Raw genomic sequence first — 23,162 nt, forward strand, 5'->3', positions numbered from 1 at the left:
TTCTGCCTATTATTTTGTTTTAAAAAGCATTACAAGGGGAAAATTTATAATAACACCGTTCATTGAAATGGGGAATTAACATGGAAAACACCCAATTATTCGATGGCATAGAGTTTTTAAAGACACTTTCTTTAATAGATTTTTTTATGTTTTTCATTTACCTCTCCTTAATTTTCGCCTTAAGGACCTTCCTGGTGTTCCTTCTGCAAAAGTCTTTTACATCCAAACGCTTTAAAGAGCGAGTATTCCCGTTCCTTGAAGATCTATTGAACTGGCTCGCCATCTACGGAGCCATCTTTTTTTTCCTGTTTTATTTTTCAGAAGAACAATGGCTGTTTTATCCGTTTTATGAAACGGATGGCATACAGGTGTCCGTGTTCCTAATAGTGGTCATCGCCATTGCTGTCAGCTTTGCCGGCCGCCTGGTGAGAGCGTTGAACCGGTACGTGATGCCTTTTTTCTACGCGCAATTTGATGTAGATGCCACCACGGGCTATACCATCAACCGGCTCCTCTATTACGTTGTCATGTTTATCGCGTTGGCACTCGGATTTACGACAGTCGGCCTCGATCTGACAGCGCTCGGCGTCATTTTCAGCGTGCTTGGAATCGGGATCGGTTTTGGCATACGGAACATCGCCGCAAACTTTGTTTCGGGGATCATCATTCTTTTTGAACGGCCGATGAAAGTTGGGGAATTGGTGGAAATCGATAAAAATATTGGGCAGATCACAAAAATCACGTTGCGCTCCACAGTGATTGAAACCTTGAAAAACGGCACGCTCATTGTGCCCAACCAGTATTTTATCGAGCAAATCGTCAAAAACCGCTCAAGCGCCAAGCTGTTTGCACGGGTAGTCGTCAGCGTTGCCTATGGCAATGACACAGAACTAATAGAACAGCTGCTCCAGGAAGCGGCTGTGAGAGAAATGCAGATAGTAGCCGGCATTCCCAACGAACCGCCAGACGTTCGCTTTATCAACTTCCGGGATTCATCGCTCGACTTCGTCGTTGAAGTCCGGGTGGTTGACGTCGAAATGAAGGAACAATTGGAAAGCCGTATTCGCCACGCCATTGCTGATGTTTTTATTAAGAACGGTGTGAAGCTGGCAGAGATTCCATTTACCAAAGAAGTATAGAAAAGAACCCGGCAAGGCCTACTCATTAACAGAGTGGCCAAATGCCGGGTTCTTCCTTTTAAATTTTCATTTTTGAAAGCAGCGGCCGGCCTTGATTCCAGTTTACTTCAACCGGAACCCCAAAAAATTCGGAAAGCACCCCGCTCGTAATCATGTCTTCTGTATTGCCGGAAGCAAACACTTCCCCGTCTTTTAATAACAAGGTTTTATTGAATTCCGGCAAGATTTCTTCGATATGATGCGTCACATAAATGATGGTCGGAGCATCCGGTTTCTGCGCAATCCGCTCGATGGCCTCAAGCAGCTCTTCCCGGGCAATAAAATCCAACCCATTCGTCGGCTCATCAAGCACCAGAAGTGAAGGCTCTGCCATCAGTGCACGGCCGATTAAAACGCGCTGCCGTTCACCATGCGATAAGGTTTCATAACTCCGGTTGGCATACTCAAGGCAGCCCAGTTCTTTCAGGATTTCTACGCCTTTTCGGTCAATCTCTTCTGTCGTCTCTTCGTATAATCCGATAGAAGCATAAGCCCCGCTCAATACCACTTCATAAGCATTGTCGAACGGACTAATTTTCTGCTGGAGTGATGAAGAGACAAAACCGATCTGTTTGCGCAATTTTTCGGATAAATACGTTTTCCCGAACTCCATACCCAAGACACTCACTTTGCCTTCCGTCGGGAAAAAGTAAGCATTGATCATATCGAGAAGCGAGGTCTTGCCTGCACCATTCAAGCCGTAAAGCACCCAGTGCTCCCCGCGTTCCACTTGCCAGTTCACCTTATTCAGCAGCGTCTTGCCATCTCGTCTTCTTGTCACATTTTCCAGTTCCAGAACCTTCATTGCCAGTCTCCTATCTCTTTGATTTTCTATGTGCAGGCATTACTTGTTAATCGATAATACAGGTGAAAATTTGGCCTGCCAAAACCTATATCGGCGTTTTCAGCAGGTTCTATCTGTGTTTTTCTGGTTTCTATCTGTGTTTCTATTGTTTTAATCGGTGTTTCTCAAGTTTCTATCGAGGTTCTTCTAAAAAGCAGCTCTCGAAGGGCAAAAGATTGTTTGGAAAAGTCCTTTGCCGAAGCAAAGGGCTCCCTAAGACCCAAAACGCATTTTGCCTCGGCAAAATGCAATCAGCCCAAAACTCTATCGAAATTCCCCGCACTTTCTATCGACATTTCTCATCTTTCTATCGGTGTTTCCCGACTTTCAATCGGTGTTTCTCAAGCTTCTATCGGTGTTTCCAATCTTTCAATCGATGTTCTCCAAATCCCTTTTACTGTACAACAACTTCCGTTAACTCCAGAAACTCTTCTACATCTTTCACGCAAACTGCAATGGCGCCTTCCCAGAAGCCGGCTTGTTCCAGATCAACACCTAAATGCTTCTGTGCCAGCTGTTCGACCGTCATGCGGCCAGTATCCCGCAGCAAGGCATTATAGGATTCTTCAAAACCGCCTTCTGTCTCCAGCGCCTTGGCATAAATACCCTGGCTGAACAGATAGCCGAACGTATACGGGAAGTTATAGAACGGCACACCCGTAATATGGAAGTGCAAAGTAGAAGCCCAAAAAGTCGGATTATAGCTGGCGAGCTCATCTGCGTAGGCTTCCTGCTGCGCTTCAACTGCCAGTTGATTTAACCGCTCCACCGAAACCGCCCCTTTTTTCCGTTCTTCGTAAAAGCGCGTTTCGAACAGGAAACGGGATTGGATATTCATGAAAAATGCAATGCTCCGCTTGATTTTATCTTCCAGCAAAGAGATTTTTTCTTCATTAGAAGAAGCGTTTTTCACGGCAGCATCGGATACCACCATTTCAGCGAATGTGGAAGCTGTTTCTGCTACGTTCATGGCGTAGCGCTGGTTCAGCACTTCTGTACTGTTCATGACATGCTGATGATAGGCATGCCCGAGTTCGTGCGCTAAAGTTGAGATATTCGTTGCGGAACCGGAGAACGTCATAAAGATGCGGGTTTGTTCGCTGTCTGGAAAACTCGTGCAAAAGCCGCCAGGGCGCTTACCAGCTCGGTCTTCCGCTTCTATCCAGCGGTTTTCAAACGCTCCTTTGGAAAACTCGGCCATCTTCGGGCTGAACTTGCCAAACTGCTCCAGGATGAACGCCGCCGCTTCGTCGTAGCCCACTTTCTGCGTGGATTTTGTCAGCGGCGCATTCAAATCGTGCCACTCCAGTTTTTCAAGTCCCAGCAGCTGCGCTTTCCGTCGGAAATAGGAAACAAAAGGCGCTTTATGCGCAGTAATCGTTCCCCACATGGTGTCCAAGGTTTTTTCACTCATGCGGTTCAGTTCCAGCGGCTCTTTCAAAACATTGTCCCAGTTTCGGTGCTTGTATGTCTGCAGGCGGAAACCGGCCAAGTTATTTAAAGTTTCACTAAAGATACCTGCTTCTTCCTGCCAGGCATGGCTGATTTTCTCGAATACTTGCTTGCGTGCTTCACGGTTAGGTGTGCTCAAACGGTTCGCCGCCTGTCCCATCGACAGCTTCTTCACCTTGCCGCCCTCCGTATGCTCAATGCTCATTTTCCCGACCAGACTGTTGTACAGCTGATTCCAAGCTGCATACCCGTTGACGGACAAATCGTTGATCAGGATTTCCTGCTCGAGCGGCAGCTTTTCCTTTGCCTGCGTGCGCCGTTCATCCAGCACAAATGCCAGCGGTTCCAAACTTGGCTGTTCAAGTAAACCCGTCCACACTTCGTCTTCTATTTGCAGAAACTTCTGGTCCAGCTTTGCCATCACCGAAGCAAAGGCGGCACCCAGCTCACTTCTTTTTCCTGATAAGATCTTCGCTTCATTGTCATTGATATCCTGTGCGGTCAGGCAGCTTGCAAACGCTCCAATTTCCCGCAGCTGTTTCACTGTGCTGTCCAAAAGCTCAAGAATCAAAGACAGCTCCCTCGCTTGTTCCGGGGAGTTTGGCGGACTGAAACTGTCAACCAGTTCGGTCAGTTCATTTAAATTGGCTTCAAATTTTGCTATGTATATCTTCAGCTCTTGTGATGTGCTGCCGCCTTTGAAAATGCTGTCCAAGTCCCAGGTCGTTTCATAATGGTTCATTTGTTGATCTCCCCTTTGCGTATAGGTACTGACTCAATATTAGTTTAATAATTCTAAGTATTCAAGTTTGTGAAAATAAAAAAATCCACCTTAGAGAAGTGGAGGGTTTTCATTATAGCAGCTACAATAACATGTGAATTTCTTCCTTGTAATTCATAAAATTCAGGCGATACTCTCTCAACAGTTCTCTTCATGATCCAAATCATATCTCCTGTAATATTCTGCTCTAAATTCTCTCATTATAAGGCATCAGAAATGCAGCTGTGGCAAGGTCCTCTTTCTCAGTCAACTTAATGAATAGTGGTGAGAAGCGTTTTTGATAAACAACATCGGTGGCTCAGCTCTTAGCAACGACTCCTCTTTATTGAATTTCTTTTATAAGTATAAAAGAGCAGCACCTTATGCCTTTTTCAGAGCTTACATTTCTTTTTAAATGTATTAGGAATAGCTTAAAATGGTTTTATTCCTGGCGAAGCATATTTTAAATTGAAATTAAGCTATCATTTTAATGACTTTCATGCTTTATATTTCACATATTGGTTCTATTTTTAAAGGCTTTCACTCTCAACATTAAATTGATTATAAGTTCTACTCTTAGTTTCATAATCATTAATTTCAATCGAACCATCGGATGAAGTTTATAAAGAAAAACTGCATTCTTTAAGTTAATTCTTCTTATCTCTCCTTTCAATTTATGCTTTAGAAAATGGTAGTTCTTATCTTTCTTATGCTTTTCCAAATGAACATAGACCCCAAAAAGCAAGGTGATTAAAAGGGTCAAAAATTTTTCGGAATAGTGTTTCCGCATGTTTTTATGAATAAGGAATTTCTCGATCAAATAAACGTTATCAATTAAATGCCAGAAACTAATATCAGCTTTTTTAGTAATGCTTCCTTCTCGCTGTAGATAATTGTAGAAGCAATCATCAAGGAAAACTACATTTGTAGAGTGCCAAAAAAGAGCAAAACAAGTAGACAAATCTTCAAAGGTCTTGCCTTTTGGAAAAAAAATATGATTATCTTTGAACAGCTCTGTTTTGTATATTTTATTGCAAACTTGGCCATTTATTTTTTTATGGTCAAAAAAATAATTTATCGCTTGCTTTGAAGTAATGATGCTATTCTTATCGAAACCGTGTTCTATACTTCGAATTAATTTCACGTTATCTTCATAGACTTTACGGATATTACAAATTGCAATTTCGCTATTTGTTTGGACAGCTGCATGATACATCGATGAGATCATTTCCGGTTCAATCCAATCATCACTATCGATGAAACTAAGAAATTCCCCTTTCGCCAATCGAATTCCTGTATTCCTTGCTTCACTTAATCCGCGATTTTCCTGATTGATCAAGTGTATATTCGGATGCTTCATAACAAGGTCTTGAATTTGTTCTATGCTTCCATCTGTAGTTCCATCGTTGATTATGAGCACTTCAAAGCTATTAAATTCTATTTGGTTTGTTATGCTTTCTATACAGCGGCGAATATAAGGCTCCACGTTATATACCGGAACGATAATAGACACTTTTGATTTAATAGGACCCCCTCCTTTTCGTTTCACTAGTCAAATGGACTGGAAAGCTCTATAACAATATCTTTTTAAGTTTAATTTTATTTTGGAAAGCTGTTATCATTCTAAAGCTTCCTTGTAGGTGATTATAGAGTTTCGGTGACAACTCAAATAAGCTGATTTGCAATTGCTTCTTAGATTTCATCAACATTTTGTTGGACTTATTAAAATTTAAATGAAACAATTCTTCGAGCGCAGCAAGAATCTCTTCCTTATTTTTAAGAGTACTGTTTTTTACTTCGTAATGAAAAAAAAGCAATCTGCTTAGAAACACTTCATGGACAAAAGTTATACAACCATGCATCTCTTTACTGAACAGGAACCGTTCCAGCTCTTGATAACCATTCAATTCATCAAAAATCATTTTAACAGTCACTTTAGAATTCATGATGCTGTTTTGTCTGTCGGTCAAGTAATTGTATTTGGCCACATCTTTATAGACACATTTTTTACTGGCGTAAATAAGAGGAGGTGTGAAATAGAGATCTTCCACTAACATTCCAACAGGAAACCTGAAATTTTCAATCAGCTCTTTTTTGATTAATTTGTTGGTGACCCCATGATTAAAACTGTAGTTATTTTTTTTATTTATCATCAACATAAGGGCATCTATTCCGTTACATACCACCAAAGCTTCTGTGGACTCGTCAAGAATTTTTCTGTCAGAAATCTCTCTTAATCGGCAAATGGCGATATCCGCCTCGTATTTAGATATCAAACTGTACAAAACTTCATACATATCCCCATCTATCCAATCATCACTGTCGACAAATCCAAGATAATCGCCACAAGCTGCCTCGATTCCTGTATTTCTGGCATCAGATAGGCCGCCATTCTTTTTATGTATGACTTTTATGCGAGTATCCAAAGCGGCAAACTGTTCACAAATAGTGCCAGAGCAGTCGGTGGACCCGTCATTGATCAACAGGATTTCCAAATTTTTATGCGTCTGGTTTCTAACCGACTCAATACATTTTGGAAGATAGGCCTCTACATTATAAACAGGAATGACTACTGAAATTTTTGCATCCATCCCATATTCCTCCTAATTGGCCTGACTTTCAAAAATCAATTTTAATAACTTTTCTGAAGTCAGCTTGTAATACTCTCAGACAAATATTTAAGACAATAGAATAAAGACGGCTCTCAAGGACCGTCTAAAAAAACACTATTGTCATACTTTGAACTAAACTCTTTATTAGATGAATACCATTGTAAATATCTCAACATATTCCAGTGCGGCAATTCCTGTACGAATGGATGTTGCAGTGCTTGGCCACCACTCCACTCCTGATATTCCGGTCGTTCCAACACCGATATAGGCCTCAGGCTGAAAATCGCATACTAATGAATAGCTGTAGCGAATTAATCAAATTTGAAGCTGTAATTTTAATTTTCCATTTATTTGAAAAAGTCGAATGTCAAGTCCTTTGCAATTGTTGAAGCTGGCTATAAGCTTTCTGTTACGCAATTATCATGAAAAGACGCAGCTTTTCACTTCCATAAACTTCATCGCTGTCAATTCACTTTTATATACTCTTGCTCTTCTGCCCCTGTTAAAGAAGGTCTGCCGATGGAATAATATTCGATTTTATTTTCTTTCATCAATTCCAAAGAGAAACAATTTCGGCCATCTATAATAAGCGGTCGCTTCATTTTTTGGGTCAGTTGTAAATCAAATCCTTTGATTTCTTCCCACTCCGTGATAATTAAAGCTGCTTCGCTTCCTTCAAGCGCTTCTTTTATTGTGGCAGCATAATGGACGTCGGGATGTATCACTGTTTTGGCTTTTTCAACGGCGATCGGGTCATAGGCAATGACATCAGCTCCTTCTTTAATCAGTTCAGTAGTGATTAAAATAGATGCTGCTTCCCTCATATCATCGGTATTCGGTTTAAATGCAAGGCCTAAAACTGCAATACGTTTACCTTTTATAGAACCTAGGCACTTCTTCAGCTTATCAATTAGAAGCACTTGCTGTTTTCTGTTAACATTGACAACGCCTTTTAATACTTCAAAGTCATAATCGACATTGCCGGCGATTTGAATCAGCGCTTTAGTGTCTTTAGGGAAACAGGAACCGCCATATCCAATTCCCGCTTTTAGAAACTGGCTGCCAATGCGCTGGTCCATCCCCATTCCTATAGCGACATTTTCTACATTTGCACCTACCAGCTCACAAATATTAGAAATTTCATTGATAAAACTGATTTTAGTAGCTAAAAAGGCATTGGATGCATACTTGATCATCTCAGCACTTCGTATATCTGTCTGAAATATCGGCAATCCAAACGGCTGGTTGATTGCCGATATGGCTAAAGCAGCTTCCTCACTGTCAGCTCCGATAACAATCCGGTCACCATGGAAAGTATCATTTATAGCGGACCCTTCTTTCAAAAACTCTGGATTCGAAACGACTTCTACACGCAATTTTATAGTTGAATTGGCTTGAATAAGCTCTCGGACTCGATGATTTGTTCCTACTGGAACTGTACTCTTTATCACCACGATAATGTCCCGAGAAATATGGGCTGCAATATCAAGTGCTGCCTGTTCCACAAATTTCAAATTAACAGATCCATCTTCATTTTCCGGTGTTCCTACCGCTATATAAATCACATCAGCAGCTGCCAATCCATTAGATGGATCATTAGTGAAGGACAATCGCTTGGCTGAAATATTTTTAGCCATCATTTCGCTAAGACCTGGTTCATATATGGGAGATATGGCTTTTTTCAGCGTTTCTATTTTCTGTTTGTCAATATCCACACACGTAACTTTATGTCCTATTTCTGCTAAGGTAACGCCAGTTACTAAGCCAACGTACCCTGTCCCCATTACAGAAATTTCCATTCTCCTTACCTCCCTTGAATTATTTCATCATTTCTCTCTATTAAGAAAAAATCATTATTCCCCTTACATCATGACCGATTTCTTTATCATTCAATGCTAATTCAATGACGATGTGGATTAATTCATGTATTTTGACGACGCCATACTTTAGTTATTTGTTCTATATTCAGTTCACTGCCAGGAGTAAATCTGCTTCAATCCCGTTAATTTGAATTTAAGACTCTTTTTAAGGAAAATGAATAATATCCAGTATTGAACCGTTCATAATGTTTATGAAGGTAGAGCAGAAGCTTTAAATTGACGTAAGTTGAAAAATATAAAAATATATTTTTGGTTGTGGAACGGGTTTTCGCTAACCCTTTTACCAAGATTTTTCTTGAAAGATTGATTTTCTCCCTGTCTTGGCTGATCAAGCCAATCCTAAATATGGTTTTCGCTATTTTTATACTGAATTTCTGGAATACATCCTTCCCTTGAGCTTGAGCAAGTTCATTATATGTCTCATATATTTTCATATGTCCATCGACTACTGCTTTATGATTAGTTGATATCCGTTCGCCGGAATGCTGATAATACAACACCAATGAATCATTAACGAAATCAAATTGGCTTACTTGTGCTAGACGGATGTATAAATCCCAATCTTGGCAGCTTGGAAGTGAAGCATCAAATCCACCTATTTGTTCAAGTAAGTCCTTCTTCACTAAAATAGAAGAAGTCGTATAAATGCAGTTCGATTCTATTAGCTTTGACAAAAGCTGACCTCTGTATTTCGGAAGAATTTCTTTGATTAAGTATGCATCTTGGAACACTTTCATTCCTGTGTATACGACTCCAACTTCTGGATTGCTCTTAAAAACAGCTAATTGTCTTTCTAATTTATCCGGCAACCATTGATCATCTGAATCCAAGAACCCAATATACCCTCCAGTTGCATGCTTAAGTCCTGTATTTCTTGCTTCCGCTCCTCCTTTATTTACTTCGTGTCTAATATAGACGATTCGGTCATCGCCTATGCCTTCTACTATTCGTGCTGTGGAATCGGTCGAACAATCATCCACAATGATTATTTCGATATTCTGATAAGTTTGGTTTTGCAAGCTGTTTACTGCCGCCTTTAATAATTCAGCTCGGTTAAAAGTAGGTATTATCACACTTATCATTTCATTTGTTCCTGTCATCAGCATTCATCCCTTCATCCATTCACAAATAAATTTATTCCGTAGATTCGAGCCCCATAGAATGGTAAGCACACACAATTGTGAAAGCAGTTGGCTCTCGTTGCATAACAGGCAGAGCCAAAGTTTTCTCATGCACTTACTTTTTAAATAACTGCTTTCTACAGAGTTAAAAATTATTTAGAATTACACCCACCAATTTGCTATTTGATAAGATAATCGCTTCTTTCGCTTTGGCTGCATCCTGCCTATCAGTTTTCCCTGAATCGATAACGAGGATACTGCCATCACATTTACTCGCTAAAATCTGGCCGTCAACTACCGAAAGCATCGGGGGTGAATCGTATATAATCTTGTCATAGCTTTTCTCTACATACTCCATAAAGTTATCCATGGCCGCTGATGCAAGCAATTCAGCCGGATTATGTGGAATTGGTCCACAGTTCAATAAATCAAGGTGATCAACAAAGGTCTTTTTGATTGCTGTTTCTGCTGATGCCTGCCCGGCTAACACACTGGAAATTCCTATATCATTTTGAAGATTGAAGGTCTCATGAGTTGATGGTTTTCTCAGATTACTGTCAACAAGCAATACGTTTTTACCTTCTCGAGCATAAATAGCAGCCAAATTAGCCGCTACCCATGATTTTCCTTCAGATGATGTTGCGGAAGTGATAACAAGTGATTGAAACTTCTGATTCAAAGACGAAAAATTAATATTGGCACGAAGCATTCGAAATTGCTCAGATGCAGCAGATTGAGGCGCAGCAATAACAATTGATTTTTGCTCATTATCGCTCTTTTTCTTTTTTAACATACTGGATCAGGCCTCCTTTTCCTGTAAAACAACTTCCGCTGCATTATCTTCTTTAAGGCTGTCTTTCATGGTAGAAATTACTGCTAGCACCGGCACTTCGAGATACTTTTCAATATCGCGTTCATTCTTTATTGAGGTATCCAAATACCACAATAAGATTGACAAACCTATCCCCAACACTAAGCCTAGTGCGGCACCTACTGCCATGTTTAAAAATGGACTTGGTGAAATAGGGTCTGCATTATCTTTAGCATCAGCTGGAAACAAAATCTTGACATTGTTTACGCTCATTATGTTTTGAACTTCTTCCTGGAATATAACGGCTGTTGTATTGGCAATATCGGCAGCTTTTCTATGGTTTTCATCTGAAACCGATATTTCAATTAATTGAGATTCTGAATTTGAGTTTATTGTGAATTGCTTTTTCAGTTCCTCCACAGTTGTATTTAATTTAAGCTGCTCTATCACTTTCCCCATAATTACAGGACTTTCGATAAGTTCTCTATAAGTATTTACCAGTTGCAAATCTACTTGAACATTACTTTCATTTAAGCCTTCTTCCCCAGCCATGCCTTGGCTAATCAGAATTTGAGTTGAACTCTGATATATCGGTGATATTAAATAATAAGAAACTACTCCCGCTAATATCGTTATTACCACAATCATTAGAAAAATTAATCCAACTCTCCTTTTCAATAAATCAAATACTTCTCGTAAATTAATTCTCTCCTCCATTTTCTAACCTCCTAAAACCTACAAATATAGGTATATTATTTTCAATAAAAAAGTAAATTTCTATTTTTTTATTTAACATAGCTGTTTTTACATAGTTATGTTATCTTTTAAATTAAATATTTAAATTTTCTAAAAAAACTTAGTAAATCATCTGTAAAATAAAAACAAATTAAAATATTATAAACAGTTAAGAAAGGAAGAGAAATATGCAAATCATCGAAAATGCTCCCCACAAGAAAAAAAATGTTTCAACATTCCTAATTCTAGTATTTTTAATTATGGCTTCGAGTTCTACCGTATTAATTGAACCAGCTCCTATCGATATAGGGATTGTCTTTTTATTAATTGCCGGGATAGCACTGCAGAGATTAAAGCTTCCTTATACAAATGTTGCTCCAGCATTAATATTCCTCTACATATTTATAGTCGCTTGTATTATCTCAATGTTCGAATTAGCTAATCCAGCAGTCGGTTTGCGTGATTTCGTTATCACCGTTTATTTAATTCTATCTTGGTACTTGTATATAGGATTAATTGGAATGTACGGTGAGGGTGCAGTAAAAGCTTTAATGAACGGCTACACAGTAGCCGCTTTATTTGCAGCAATCCTAGGAATATTAGCTTTTTTTAGTCTAATTCCTTGGCAAGATGTCCTGATGAAATATAGCCGAGTAAAAGCGTTATTTAAAGATCCTAATGTTTTTGGCCCTTTTTTAATTCCTATTGCTTTGTATGCCTATTCGTTCATCGAACTTCCAAAGAAAAAGAATAAAGCTTTGTGGCTTGTTATTTTTTTGATTTTGTCACTTGGAATTTTCCTTAGCTTTTCAAGAGCTGCTTTAGGGAATTTTCTTTTATCCTTTTTAGTATATTTTGGGCTAAGATTTTTATTGGAACCTTCTCTAAAGTTGATATCAAAACTATTGATCACCCTAATGTTGCTATATGGAATTTTTATTTTCGTTTTATCATTACCTGCTGTTAACGAAATGTTTAATGAACGTTTTGAATATCAATCCTATGACAATGACCGCTTCAATAACCAAGCAACTGCCTTAGGAGTGGGTTTAAACAATCCTTTTGGAATTGGCCCTGGACAATACGAAGAGAGTACTGGTTTTGCTACCCATAATTCTTTCTTAAGGATATTATCGGAAAACGGAATTATTGGATTAATTGGTTTTGTCGGCTTTGCCCTTGCTACTTTATATCGTTCTATAAAGTTGATTTTTATCACGAAAGATCCATTCTTAATAGTTATATTCGCTACTTCTTTAGGACTTCTTCTCAATAGCGTAGTAGTCGATACAATTCATTGGCGTCATTTCTGGTTTATCTTCGCCATACCTTGGGCTTATAACTATACAAAAATTAGAAAGCTTTAAGAAGACTTGATAGTAAATATTATTCCAATCTTCGGACAGGGTATTCAATCCCTGTCTTTTTAGATGGATTTTCCATTAAATTTTCTGATAGATTTCAACTAACTTATTTAACATTTGAGTAATATTAAACCTTTCATTGAAGATACGATATGAAGCATCAGACAAGGAATGCCATTTTTCCCGATTATAGATAAGGTCCTGTATAAATTCATATAAAGCGCGATCTTCTTTATTCTTGAATAACAGTCCATTCTCTTTTCCTTCTATCAAGTCTTTATGTCCGATTATATCTGTCAAAAGAAGGGGCAATTTATAGGACATAGCCTCTACAACAGCAAAGGGCAAACCTTCGTATTGCGATGTTGAAAGGTATAAATCCGATTGTTCCAATATTTTTTCCTTTGCAGCTGAAAATCCGATGAATTTAATTTTTTCTTCTAATCCATAAGATTTCACTTTTTCCCGTGCTTCCTCAAGGTATTTTCCATTGCCGGCCCAGATAAATTGAACTTTAAGATTTCTTTCCAAAATTTTCTGAGCAATTTCAATGAATTCAAACGGATTTTTTGGATCATCCACTCGAGCCAAATTGACAATCGTGAAAGGTTCATCTGCCTTGCGGAAGGATTTCACTTCAGGATCTTTTGAACCATTCAAAACGACCATTGATTTTTCTGCTGTAGTGAGCTTATTTTCAATAGCTTCTCGTTCTTCACTGGGTGACACATGAATAATTAGATTTGAACACTTATTAATCTTTCTTTCCACAAACCTAACGGCAAATTTCTTTGCTTTTCCCATGCTTTTGAATGAGTAATAACCATGCGGAGTATAAATATAAAATGCTTTTCGATTCCAAAAATTATAGATATACATTAAAATTCCTGAAAAAGTGCTATTTGCATGCACGACGTCAATTTCCTTCTCCTTTACCACTCGATGGAGCTTTAACAAAGCACGAATCAATTTCAGAGGCGACTTTCCAAATGATAAATTATCATCAATGAGATAATCTCCTTCGATTATTTCACCTTTTTCCAACCTTTTTGTACTAACAAGAGCCTCAAGATGAATATGCGGCGCTTGTTTCTGATGAAGCATAATTGTATCGATGTACGTTTTTACTCCTCCGCTATATGATTCCCCTACCAACAAGATATTCTTCATTCCCTTTTCCCTCCAGAATCTACCTTAGTAAGCTCCAGTTCTCTTTAATACCAACGCAATTGTTTTAAATAAAATTTTAATGTCAAATAAAATTGACTGATGGTTAATATAATAAAGTTCCAGCTCTGCCCGTTCCGGATATTTAACATCACTGCGCCCGCAAATTTGCCAGTATCCCGTAATGCCAGGTTTTACAGAGAACAATTGATATTTCTTATCCCGGTATTCTTCAATTTCTGATTCTACGATTGGCCGTGGACCTACTAAGCTCATCTCACCTTTAAAGACATTTATGAATTGAGGAATTTCATCTAAACTGGTTTTTCTTATAAACCTGCCAAAAGAAGTGATTCTCGGGTCTTCCTCTGCTGCTAATTTGAAATTATTCACAACATATTTCTTATACAGCACTTCATCTTTTTTCAATAATTCTTCTGCATTTGGCACCATAGATCGGAATTTGTAGATTTGAAAGGTCTCCCCGTATTGTCCGATACGTGTTTGCTTGAAGAAAATCGGACCTTTATTCGGGCCGACCAAGTAAAAGACTGAACAAAAGAGTGTCAAGATAATCAATAATAAAATTCCAACTAAAGAACCTATAACATCAATAGTTCGTTTTACAAACCGATATTGAATACTAACGTCTAGCGGCATAGAAGTGACTGGAGTAATTTCATCATCCATTCGCAAATTTCTCATAATGGTTAGAGCTCCTCTCTTATCCATAGAAATCTAATAATGACCATTTCTTCAAGAATTTTTAATCACCCATAACGTGGACCTACTTGCTAAAAGTTTTGAAGCACAAATCAAAAAATTTTCAACGAAATTTGGAAAAACTATTTCTGTTCTTTAATTTCCTTGGCCGCAGAATAAGATGAGTGAATTATGTAATTATTTTTTTAGTTGTTCTCCCCCACTAAACTTGAAATATTAAGAATTCACATTTGACGTAAAATTGAGAAAAATTTAAATTTTAATAAAGTTTAACACTACTTTAAGACTAAGTCATCATAAAAATTTTAAAATTTTAATTTTAAAATAAATAAATTTAACTATTAATTTTTAAATATATTAAATTTATTGTCTACAATAATATTTAATTGCTAAATTGAATTAGATTTTAGGAATTTTCAGTTTATTTCACTGACTAAATAAATCATTAAATTGAATTATTAAGAATAAGTTAGAGATGTACTTCATTGGATATAAAACTTTTTATTCTTCTTTTCATACATTCACCTAAAAAAGGAATGCCTTAAAGGCATTCCTTTTTTAGGTGAAATTTGTATTAGGTACCATTCCTTAACCGATATTCCACCAATCAGCTCCGCTTGCCGCGGGGTTTCGACTTGCTCGTCGCTACGCTGTCCGCCAGGTAAAACTTTGCCCGACACCTTCGTGGGCAAGTCATTGCGACGAAGCAGCGCAGCGATACAAGTGCATTCCAGAGACAGAAACAGGAGCATAAGATTTTCACCAGCAAGCGAGGAGATTAAGGGCGCCGCGAAAGCACTCGCCTTGAAGAGCAATGAGAAAAGGCTATCGAGAATTTCTCGACAGCCTGAAAAAGAAAAGCATTAAAATTTTAAAAAACTCTATAAAAATTAATCCTTTGGATTTTAAAAAGCAGATCATCGATTCATGAACTACCATTTTATTATAAAAATATAAAGTTCCAGAAATTAAAAATCTTTTGCTCAGAAAAAGAATTCATTTCAAAGACCACTGTATTGACTTGTTTAGTGGATAACAATCTGCTTTCATACTAGTCTCTTGAAGTAGAAAAAGTTTTGTACTTCTCTCGAAGTACATCTTCTTCAATCGCTTTCATACTTTTCTGATTGCTGTACAGCGTGTGAAGCAAATTGATGCGCTGAATCAGCCCCAGTTCGTTGCTCTTAAAAACCTTATTAACATCTTTTTCCATGAGTGCAGTAGCTATTACATTAGCTCCATCACTATATTGATCGATGCATTTTTGAAACTCCCCATTTTCAAAAAGCAGGTTCCATTCTCCCCAAGACCCTTGAAATTCTTTATCCAGCCCAACTCGATTCCTGACCTGCTGGTAGCCCCATACTATAAATTGAATAAAGCTATTAATATACCAAGGGAAATAAGGCAGTCTACCATCAGAATGAAAAAGCCATTTAGTTTGTTTAAGATAAGGCTTTGCCATCTTGTGGAATAACCTCCGGTTCAGCTTCCAGTTTTGGGGAATTACAGAGATTATTTTAACCACTCCATTCGCCATAAATGGTTCATAGCTCTTGAAAAGCCGACGGTTGACATGCACATTCGAAGATGCGTCATTCATTGAACTTGGCCATAGCTCAAACCATTCTTCAGCCGACTCTTTCCTAAATTTTTTGATGAAATTTAAACGCTCTTCTCTTCGCTTTACAAGTTCATTCAACAACTCTTTGCTAAAGAGGGAATTATTGACCGGATCTCCCCTTAACACTTTCTTTTTTTTCATTTGCGGCACGAAAGGAAGGCGGCTGATAAATTTTGGTTGTACGATACAGGCTGCTTTTAACAAGGAATCGGAACAGAAGCCGCCGAAAACTGCTGGATAATCAGCTAACTTGGACTTAGTGGCCAGCTTTAAAGAATGTGCATGGAAGTATTCCGCTCCATCTCCAATCATATCTGCTGCAGCAGGCAGTATTTCCAAGTAATGTGTTTTATGGCGGGTAAATAAGTTGAATTCAGCTCCGTATGCTTCAGCGGCTTTTTTCGCTCGCATGCCTTCACGATTCATCGAATCCAGAAAAATGAATGCTTGGCGATTTAGCTCTTTCGGCAAGAGCGCAGACAAGACCCTTGAGTCTTCTCCACCGCTAATGAATTGAGCGATATAAGGCATCCCTTCAGTGACTTTCGCTACGTAACTCTCCAGTGCTCCTCTCAACTCTTTAGCCACTTGCTCAATTGGCTGATAGTGATCCCGCTCTTCGGGAATCCAATAAAATTCAGAAATTATTTGGTGAGATGATTGTTGAAAAAAGTGAATAGAGGATGGAGGTATCTGATAAATATTACGGTATACCGTATAAGGATAGGTCACTATTCCATGAAGGATAAAATCCACTTTGGAAACCAGGTCTATATTGAATCGCTGGTTGGAAGCCTGGGCTAATGCATTTAAATGGGTTGACAACATCATTGTTTGTTCAGTTTGATAAGCATATACTGGAATGAAAGACATTAAATCCGTAGCACAAAAAATTTCAGATGTCTGCTTATTGATGATCAATATCGTAAATGGCCCACTCAAATCTTCATCCCAACACATCTGCCCTTCTTGCCATCGTTCAAATATAGCTTGTGTCCCTTCTGTTTCGGAGCCGTTATGCAAAAAATGGTTATCACGAAAGAATAACACTGGCCCCCCTACTACCGCACAAATATGCTTTGGATTTTCATAGACTTGAAATCCATTATATGGATTTCGGCTAAGCGCCATCGTTCCCCAGGTGCCACTAAATTCCTTCACTTCTGGAAAACCTTCATGGTAAATCGAACAGATGTCTTTTGTTAAACTCCCTTTCTCTACTGCCTGATTTGAATAAATGAAATCACTCATTCTCTTCTCCCTCCCCTTCTAAAATAGAAACTCCAAACTCTTTGACTTAGTTTTGCTAATGATGAAATAAGTACCATGGTAGTTATGCCCCTATGTAGATACAGATCCAATAATTTCGTTTAGATTTCCATTCTACCGCCCGAAAAATTATAGGTCAGCCGCATATTTTGGCTAACCTATAAATTGATAAGGACTTATTCCTCCAGTTCCTTGAATTATTCTTACAATAAAGTACAAAAACCAAAAAGATACGCTGGCTAATGCAATCATTTTATTTACATGCATCAACTTACTACGACTCTTGTACTCTTTAAACGTATATATGGTATGGATTAAATAATCGTAAAACAGAATAACTGATGGATAAAAATAATATTGCAGCCGATCCACCGCTTCAATCCCGGTATAAACTGCACTGAGCTTCTCTCTTTGTTGATCGTAAAAAGTAGCTTGACTTCAATTTGTATTTTTAAATATAAAGATTGGTAAAGAGCATAAATAATTAAACTCTTTATTCATAAACGGAGTGTAATAACCTGCGACTATAATCAAAATCCGATAATATATTGACCTTTTGAACTCACAATTAGATAAGGGATCTTTGAAATGTATTTTTTCTCAAATTTAATATCTTTCCCATTCGAAAACTTCCTTATTCAATTCCAGCACTTTGCTCTTCCCTGATTGAAGTTTATTGACTTGGATAAATCTTTTTCGATTTTTTACTATGAGGTACACGACGGTATAAAAAGTCCTTAGTGGAGATTTCCCAATATGATCTAGCTTATTGATGTAATCCTCTCCAAGCCGCCTTTTAAAGAATACTGCATTCAGCTGCAAAAAATCGTTGTCTTTCCAATCTGGAAAGCGATTGTAAAGCAAATGACGGGTGGTTTTCATTTTCCGATAAAAGCTCCAGAAATCATAATTGAAAAAACGGAGCTGCCTATACATATTTGACCAGCAAAGCAGTTTGACATATTGATAACATAGACCTTTGCGATTCTCCCCCTTGAGAGCACCCTGCTCAAGATAGAAACAGTAAGTGTCTTCCAAAGCTTTGTAAAGGTCATTTATGTTTGGCGAAATAGTAGAGATAATGCTGCCTCTACGATTTTTCCGATAATTGTATAATGGCTTATCAAGATAAATATAATCCTTGGTGTAATAAAGCAGTTTAAAGATTACAGCAACATCCTCGTAAACCCGGCCTTTTGGGAATTTGATATTATCAAACATACAAGTTTTATAGACTTTGTTCCATGCACTCGGTTGGACAGTCCAAAGAATTTCTGAAAAATCCATGCCTTTCATCACTTGATAAGTGCCCCCTTCTTCAACATCCAGCCAATCAAAGACAATCAAGTCAGGTTGTTTTTCAATCGCATCCATGATTTTTTCGAAATACGCTTTCTGAATCGAATCATCACTATCTATAAAGGTGACATAGTTATATTGAACATATTGAAGACCGTAATTTCGTGCATCTGATAATCCCCCATTTTCTTTGAACAGATAAAGAACGTTGAAATGAGTTTCTGCAAATTTTTTTGCCATTCTTCCTGAACCATCAAGGGAGCCATCATCGACTAGGATAATCTGAATGTTCGGCAGCGTTCCTCTACTTTCTAAAACTGATTCCAAGCATTCCTCAAAATAATTTTCTACATTATATATGGGAATGATTACACTTAAACCTATTGGCTTCACCAACTTGATTCACCGCCATTATCTTCAAATTTCTTCACGACACCATTTGATTTTCTATGCTTTTCCCTATATCTAACCAACTTCTAAGCACTTTTTTAAGGGGAAATGCCAATCTTATTAATCAGAAAATTAAGATAATATTACGTTTTTTCACTCATTCTATCATTACCTTTGGACTAAGTCACTATATTCCATGTATTTTAAAAATCTAATTATTAAAATAAACTTAAAAAATAAAACAAAGGCTTATCTTTATTCTTTTATCAGCTTCTCCGAAATGATGAATTGATATTTTAATTAATAGTAAAAATATTATGTATGAAGTAAAGGCAAAAGCAGTAGCGCCTCCTCATTTTCATATAATTTTTTTAAAAACAGAGAAAACATTCTACTGTTCTCCATTAAACCTACAGGACATTAAAGAATATTTTTCATCAATTCGTTTTGTAATTATTTCCTTGGTTGATTCACCTATTTCATCATAGATGGGCCTTCCTAAAAACAGCAACCGCTCTTAAAATCCGAAGATTTCAATGAGAGCGGTTGCTTGTTTTTTTATCTGGAGCATGACAAAAAAGGGAGCCATTCTCTTATGAAAGGTGAAATAAGCTTAAAACTCAATAATAAATCCATCTCGGAAAAGTTGCTGCTGTATGTTGTTCCATAGCTGCCGAGACATCAATAAGTTGATCGCCTGAATTTCTCTGCAGCTCCAAAGCCATCATTAAAATTTGCTCAAATTCTTCGTGGGTCAAGTTCTCGTCCGGTTTAAACGTCCCGTCCGGGTAACCATCGAATAATCCAGCCTTTGCCGCTGCTGCAATATAATCTTTTGCCCAATGCGTGGTGCGGACATCGCTATAGACGGTTTCAGTCGCCGGAAGCGGTAATTCTAACGCCAAGGCAAACATTTTAGAGGCTTCAGCCCGTGTGATATTAGTTTGCTGTTGGGAGTCATCGAGTACGGGCGCATGTGCTGTTGACGATTCGACCGCTACTTCTGCAACCGCCACCCCGTTCCAATGTATGACGATCAAGGGAATTAGGAGAAGGACCAGTAACTTTCTTAGATGTTGCTCCATTGTGAGCCACTCCTTGAGTTCCGGCTTAATGGCTGCCGGTATTAACTTGCCTTCCAAAATCCTGGACAGCCCTTGGATCAATGGCAAGAAAAATAAACTTTCCTTTTTATCATAGACATTCTCCTTTTTTCATAGGAAATATTGACCTTACGGATAATTCTCATGTCCTTCAGCACGGTAATACTTATGTATGAAAATAAAATTTATATATCAATTTACTATTATTTTACCACAAATATGATAAAATCATAGTATAATTTAGAATATTCTGATAACTAGGAATTTGTGATGCTGTACAAATTATTAAAAGAAAGGAGCGGACATTTCCCGCATACGATTGTCATCCATTCTCCTATTGTATTGAGCAGAAGCCGCCTGATGTACAATTTTTCATTCACTAACAAGGAGATGTTAATAATGATTCAAAAAACTTCGAAATTATTTATCATTATATGGATGACGATTATATTGGCAGGCTTCGGCAATTTCCAAAATACAGTGATTCATGTGTCTGCGACTCAGCTTTCTTTCGCTTCACAGCCCTATAGCCTGTCGCCTGGAAATATGCCTGCTCCCGACTATAAAACTGACCTGCCTGCGGATCATACGATGTACGATTATCTGGTCTACTTGGTAAAAGATGTGGATGCATTTTGGTCGCCAATCATGATTGGCGCCGGCCATGCGGATCCTTTCGTCAACTATTCCTTCCCCGCTCCAGGAGAACCGGTGAATACCAATTGTCCTTTAGAAGACCTCGGAAATCCTTCCCAGGCCTTCTATTGCGGATTTGATGACCAAATTGTTGTCACTCAGGAAATGGCCAGACAAATTTGGGAAGGGACTTATAAGACCAATTCCGATCCATCAAGTGAATACAGCGCAGGCGACTTTTCTGTTGCCTTTATCATGGCCCATGAATTCGCCCATAATCTGCAGACCGAATTGGGATGGCTGCCGGTATATGAAGACGAGGAACCTCAAGCCACGTCAAGAAGCCTTGAACTGAACGCGGATTGCTTAGCTGGCGTATGGGCAAATTCCGTCTATAACCGAGGCCTTCTCGAAACTGCTGACATTGAGGAAGCTATGAGAACTTTGGCAGACATCGGCCAAGACCCTTCGGCACCGAACCGAACACATGGCACACCGCAGGAACGGACCGAAGCGTTTATGCTTGGCTACAACGACGGCTCGGCCAGCAGCTGTGATCCTTATTTATTTAATCCGTATTAAGCAAGGTTTATATGCCTATTCATTTTAAGCTGTCCCAAAGTTTCAGGGCTTTGAGTTTTGATATTCCAAAAAAGAAAAGCCGCCTTTGATGAAATCGAACGATTTCACCAAAGGCGGCTTTTTTATTTATTAAAGAATCACCAATTCTTTTGAAGAAGGGGAAAGAACTTCACAGCCTTCTTCAGTGATCAGAAGCATATCTTCTATGCGGCCGCCCCCGATTCCAGGCAAATAAATGCCGGGTTCGATGGTGACGACCATGCCAGGCATCAGCATTTTCTCGGAATCCACTGAAAACAGCGGCTTCTCATGTACTTCCAGTCCTATGCCATGGCCTGTGCCTGTACCGGCATATGATTCATAGCCGGTGCTTCTTAAATTCTCCCTCATCAGCATATCCACTTCTTTATCCGTTAATCCCGCTTTGATCTGGCTCTCGCAATTGTTCAACGATTCAAGAATGACTTTCTGGATTTCCCTCAATTTCTCATCCGGTTCTCCTAAAGAGACCGTACGGGAAATATCGGACCAATATCCTTCAAAATTTGTACCGAAATCGATGGTAACCATGTCCCCTTTTTCGATCACCTTATCGCTCGCTCTTCCGTGGGGAAGCGAAGATCGCTTGCCAGAGGCCACAATCGGGCTGAAAGTCGAAGTTATTCCACCATTTTTTTTGATAAAATCTTCAAGTTCCGCCGCCACAGCCGTTTCCGTTATTCCTGGACGTATAAAATTCAATACATGCAGGTAAGCGCGGTCCGTAATATCGGATGAGATTCGAATCTTTTCAATCTCCTCCGCTGCTTTGATCATCCGGATGTTTTCAATGAAATCGTAAACCGGCACAAGTTCCGCATTTATTTGGTTTTTGATCAGTGAATAATTGCCAAAACTCAGATGCTGCTGTTCAAAACCGAGGCGTTCGATTCCCATGTCTGCAATCAGTTTAGCCGCAGCTCCGTAGATTTTATGTTTATGTCCGGTATGTTCGGCATGCAATACAATTTCCAGGCTGGACTGATTCTTTGCTTGTTCAAAATATCGGTAATCCGTCAGCAGCTTGGCTTCATTCCTGGTGATCAGGATAATGCCGTTGCTGCCGGTAAAGCCGGATACGTAGCGCCTGTTACAGTCCCCGTTGATTATTAATCCATCGATTTCGTAATCGTCAAACCGGCTTCTAATCTTTTCAAGTATTGTCATTTGATTGCCTCCCATATGGAATTTTTAAAATAAATACAAAGGAAAAACAGTTGCCAAAGCAATAATGAGGATGCCGCTGCTCAGCAGAAATCTCGTCAGCGGGATTTTTCTTCCTTCCTGCCGCTGAGCAGGATTGCGCTGTTCCATTTGCGCTGCATAAGCTTCCACTTTTGATGTGCTTTTCAACAAAGTTTGGAAACTGTCAAAAAAGCGGCTGAAAACCCCTTTTTCCAATAAAAGCGCGGCACCACCGAGCATGAAAAACACCAGGCCCGACAGGAACAGGAAATCCCAGAAAACAAGCGGCATTGATTCAGCTGCAAATAACAAGGTCAGTAAAAGAACTGTCCCGAATAACCATCTCCAGGCTTTTTTAGAAATGCTCCCACTCACTTTAAGCCCTCCT

18 protein-coding genes are annotated in these 23,162 nt (G+C 38.7%); 3 read left to right on the plus strand and 15 right to left on the minus strand.

Annotation, left to right across the window (positions count from 1 at the left end):
- The first annotated feature begins 80 nt into the window (after window positions 1-80).
- Window positions 81-1,139 (plus strand): mechanosensitive ion channel family protein, encoded by a 1,059-nt coding sequence (locus tag AC3AQ9_RS07875; RefSeq protein WP_488306918.1) that lies wholly within the window; start codon window positions 81-83, stop codon window positions 1,137-1,139.
- Window positions 1,140-1,197: 58 nt separating this feature from the next.
- On the opposite strand, the gene AC3AQ9_RS07880 is transcribed toward AC3AQ9_RS07875, so the two are convergent.
- The 8 genes from AC3AQ9_RS07880 to AC3AQ9_RS07915 all read right to left on the minus strand — a co-directional run bounded on the left by AC3AQ9_RS07880 (window position 1,198) and on the right by AC3AQ9_RS07915 (window position 11,375).
- The gene (locus tag AC3AQ9_RS07880; RefSeq protein ID WP_488306919.1) at window positions 1,198-1,983 is read right to left on the minus strand and encodes an ABC transporter ATP-binding protein; all 786 of its coding nucleotides are present in this window, start codon (window positions 1,981-1,983) and stop codon (window positions 1,198-1,200) included.
- A gap of 433 nt (window positions 1,984-2,416) precedes the next feature.
- On the minus strand, window positions 2,417-4,216 hold the full coding sequence (locus AC3AQ9_RS07885; RefSeq protein ID WP_488306920.1) for a M3 family oligoendopeptidase: 1,800 nt from the start codon (window positions 4,214-4,216) through the stop codon (window positions 2,417-2,419).
- 529 nt (window positions 4,217-4,745) lie between these two features.
- Complete coding sequence (locus tag AC3AQ9_RS07890; protein ID WP_488306921.1) at window positions 4,746-5,783, minus strand: glycosyltransferase family 2 protein; 1,038 nt, start codon at window positions 5,781-5,783, stop codon at window positions 4,746-4,748.
- A gap of 22 nt (window positions 5,784-5,805) precedes the next feature.
- Complete coding sequence (locus tag AC3AQ9_RS07895; RefSeq protein ID WP_488306922.1) at window positions 5,806-6,825, minus strand: glycosyltransferase family 2 protein; 1,020 nt, start codon at window positions 6,823-6,825, stop codon at window positions 5,806-5,808.
- A gap of 485 nt (window positions 6,826-7,310) precedes the next feature.
- Window positions 7,311-8,645: a UDP-glucose dehydrogenase family protein gene (locus AC3AQ9_RS07900; RefSeq protein WP_488306923.1), complete on the minus strand. Its 1,335-nt coding sequence runs from the start codon at window positions 8,643-8,645 to the stop codon at window positions 7,311-7,313.
- 203 nt (window positions 8,646-8,848) lie between these two features.
- The gene (locus AC3AQ9_RS07905; protein ID WP_488306924.1) at window positions 8,849-9,826 is read right to left on the minus strand and encodes a glycosyltransferase family 2 protein; all 978 of its coding nucleotides are present in this window, start codon (window positions 9,824-9,826) and stop codon (window positions 8,849-8,851) included.
- Window positions 9,827-9,992: 166 nt separating this feature from the next.
- A complete protein-coding gene (locus AC3AQ9_RS07910) occupies window positions 9,993-10,640 on the minus strand; it encodes a CpsD/CapB family tyrosine-protein kinase (RefSeq protein WP_488306925.1) in 648 nt (215 codons plus the stop codon).
- Between the two features lie 6 nt (window positions 10,641-10,646).
- Window positions 10,647-11,375, minus strand: coding sequence for a YveK family protein (locus AC3AQ9_RS07915; protein WP_488306926.1), 729 nt, complete (start codon window positions 11,373-11,375; stop codon window positions 10,647-10,649).
- 206 nt (window positions 11,376-11,581) lie between these two features.
- On the opposite strand from AC3AQ9_RS07915, the gene AC3AQ9_RS07920 reads away from it, so the two are divergent.
- Entirely contained in the window at window positions 11,582-12,760 is a 1,179-nt protein-coding gene (locus tag AC3AQ9_RS07920; protein WP_488306927.1) for an O-antigen ligase family protein, read from the plus strand.
- A 75-nt stretch (window positions 12,761-12,835) separates the two neighbouring features.
- Here the strand turns inward: AC3AQ9_RS07920 and AC3AQ9_RS07925 are convergent, their stop codons facing one another.
- The 5 genes from AC3AQ9_RS07925 to AC3AQ9_RS07945 all read right to left on the minus strand — a co-directional run bounded on the left by AC3AQ9_RS07925 (window position 12,836) and on the right by AC3AQ9_RS07945 (window position 20,314).
- Window positions 12,836-13,927: a glycosyltransferase gene (locus AC3AQ9_RS07925; RefSeq protein ID WP_488306928.1), complete on the minus strand. Its 1,092-nt coding sequence runs from the start codon at window positions 13,925-13,927 to the stop codon at window positions 12,836-12,838.
- Between the two features lie 24 nt (window positions 13,928-13,951).
- The gene (locus tag AC3AQ9_RS07930; RefSeq protein ID WP_488306929.1) at window positions 13,952-14,614 is read right to left on the minus strand and encodes a sugar transferase; all 663 of its coding nucleotides are present in this window, start codon (window positions 14,612-14,614) and stop codon (window positions 13,952-13,954) included.
- A gap of 1,084 nt (window positions 14,615-15,698) precedes the next feature.
- A complete protein-coding gene (locus AC3AQ9_RS07935) occupies window positions 15,699-17,522 on the minus strand; it encodes an asparagine synthetase B family protein (protein ID WP_488306930.1) in 1,824 nt (607 codons plus the stop codon).
- Between the two features lie 624 nt (window positions 17,523-18,146).
- Window positions 18,147-19,232, minus strand: a complete 1,086-nt coding sequence (locus tag AC3AQ9_RS07940; RefSeq protein ID WP_488307564.1) for a glycosyltransferase family 2 protein — start codon at window positions 19,230-19,232, stop codon at window positions 18,147-18,149.
- Between the two features lie 617 nt (window positions 19,233-19,849).
- Window positions 19,850-20,314 carry an S-layer homology domain-containing protein gene (locus AC3AQ9_RS07945; RefSeq protein ID WP_488306931.1) on the minus strand — a complete coding sequence of 155 codons (465 nt, stop codon included), beginning with the start codon at window positions 20,312-20,314 and terminating at the stop codon, window positions 19,850-19,852.
- Between the two features lie 417 nt (window positions 20,315-20,731).
- Between AC3AQ9_RS07945 and AC3AQ9_RS07950 the strand changes: the two genes are divergently transcribed.
- Complete coding sequence (locus AC3AQ9_RS07950) at window positions 20,732-21,550, plus strand: neutral zinc metallopeptidase (protein WP_488306932.1); 819 nt, start codon at window positions 20,732-20,734, stop codon at window positions 21,548-21,550.
- Between the two features lie 129 nt (window positions 21,551-21,679).
- On the opposite strand, the gene AC3AQ9_RS07955 is transcribed toward AC3AQ9_RS07950, so the two are convergent.
- Window positions 21,680-22,756, minus strand: coding sequence for a M24 family metallopeptidase (locus AC3AQ9_RS07955; RefSeq protein ID WP_488306933.1), 1,077 nt, complete (start codon window positions 22,754-22,756; stop codon window positions 21,680-21,682).
- Between the two features lie 24 nt (window positions 22,757-22,780).
- Window positions 22,781-23,149 (minus strand): DUF3899 domain-containing protein, encoded by a 369-nt coding sequence (locus tag AC3AQ9_RS07960; protein WP_488306934.1) that lies wholly within the window; start codon window positions 23,147-23,149, stop codon window positions 22,781-22,783.
- Window positions 23,150-23,162 lie beyond the last annotated feature (13 nt).

The organism is Planococcus sp. VCh962 (assembly GCF_057748275.1).

Coding starts and splice junctions, on each gene's coding strand:
- AC3AQ9_RS07915 (WP_488306926.1), bottom strand. CDS start 11,375: ATGGAGGAGAGAATTAATTTACGAGAAGTATTTGATTTATTGAAAAGG.
- AC3AQ9_RS07950 (WP_488306932.1), top strand. CDS start 20,732: ATGATTCAAAAAACTTCGAAATTATTTATCATTATATGGATGACGATT.
- AC3AQ9_RS07920 (WP_488306927.1), top strand. CDS start 11,582: ATGCAAATCATCGAAAATGCTCCCCACAAGAAAAAAAATGTTTCAACA.
- AC3AQ9_RS07930 (WP_488306929.1), bottom strand. CDS start 14,614: ATGGATGATGAAATTACTCCAGTCACTTCTATGCCGCTAGACGTTAGT.
- AC3AQ9_RS07875 (WP_488306918.1), top strand. CDS start 81: ATGGAAAACACCCAATTATTCGATGGCATAGAGTTTTTAAAGACACTT.
- AC3AQ9_RS07945 (WP_488306931.1), bottom strand. CDS start 20,314: ATGGAGCAACATCTAAGAAAGTTACTGGTCCTTCTCCTAATTCCCTTG.
- AC3AQ9_RS07905 (WP_488306924.1), bottom strand. CDS start 9,826: ATGACAGGAACAAATGAAATGATAAGTGTGATAATACCTACTTTTAAC.
- AC3AQ9_RS07880 (WP_488306919.1), bottom strand. CDS start 1,983: ATGAAGGTTCTGGAACTGGAAAATGTGACAAGAAGACGAGATGGCAAG.
- AC3AQ9_RS07955 (WP_488306933.1), bottom strand. CDS start 22,756: ATGACAATACTTGAAAAGATTAGAAGCCGGTTTGACGATTACGAAATC.
- AC3AQ9_RS07910 (WP_488306925.1), bottom strand. CDS start 10,640: ATGTTAAAAAAGAAAAAGAGCGATAATGAGCAAAAATCAATTGTTATT.
- AC3AQ9_RS07895 (WP_488306922.1), bottom strand. CDS start 6,825: ATGGATGCAAAAATTTCAGTAGTCATTCCTGTTTATAATGTAGAGGCC.
- AC3AQ9_RS07935 (WP_488306930.1), bottom strand. CDS start 17,522: ATGAGTGATTTCATTTATTCAAATCAGGCAGTAGAGAAAGGGAGTTTA.
- AC3AQ9_RS07925 (WP_488306928.1), bottom strand. CDS start 13,927: ATGAAGAATATCTTGTTGGTAGGGGAATCATATAGCGGAGGAGTAAAA.
- AC3AQ9_RS07900 (WP_488306923.1), bottom strand. CDS start 8,645: ATGGAAATTTCTGTAATGGGGACAGGGTACGTTGGCTTAGTAACTGGC.
- AC3AQ9_RS07885 (WP_488306920.1), bottom strand. CDS start 4,216: ATGAACCATTATGAAACGACCTGGGACTTGGACAGCATTTTCAAAGGC.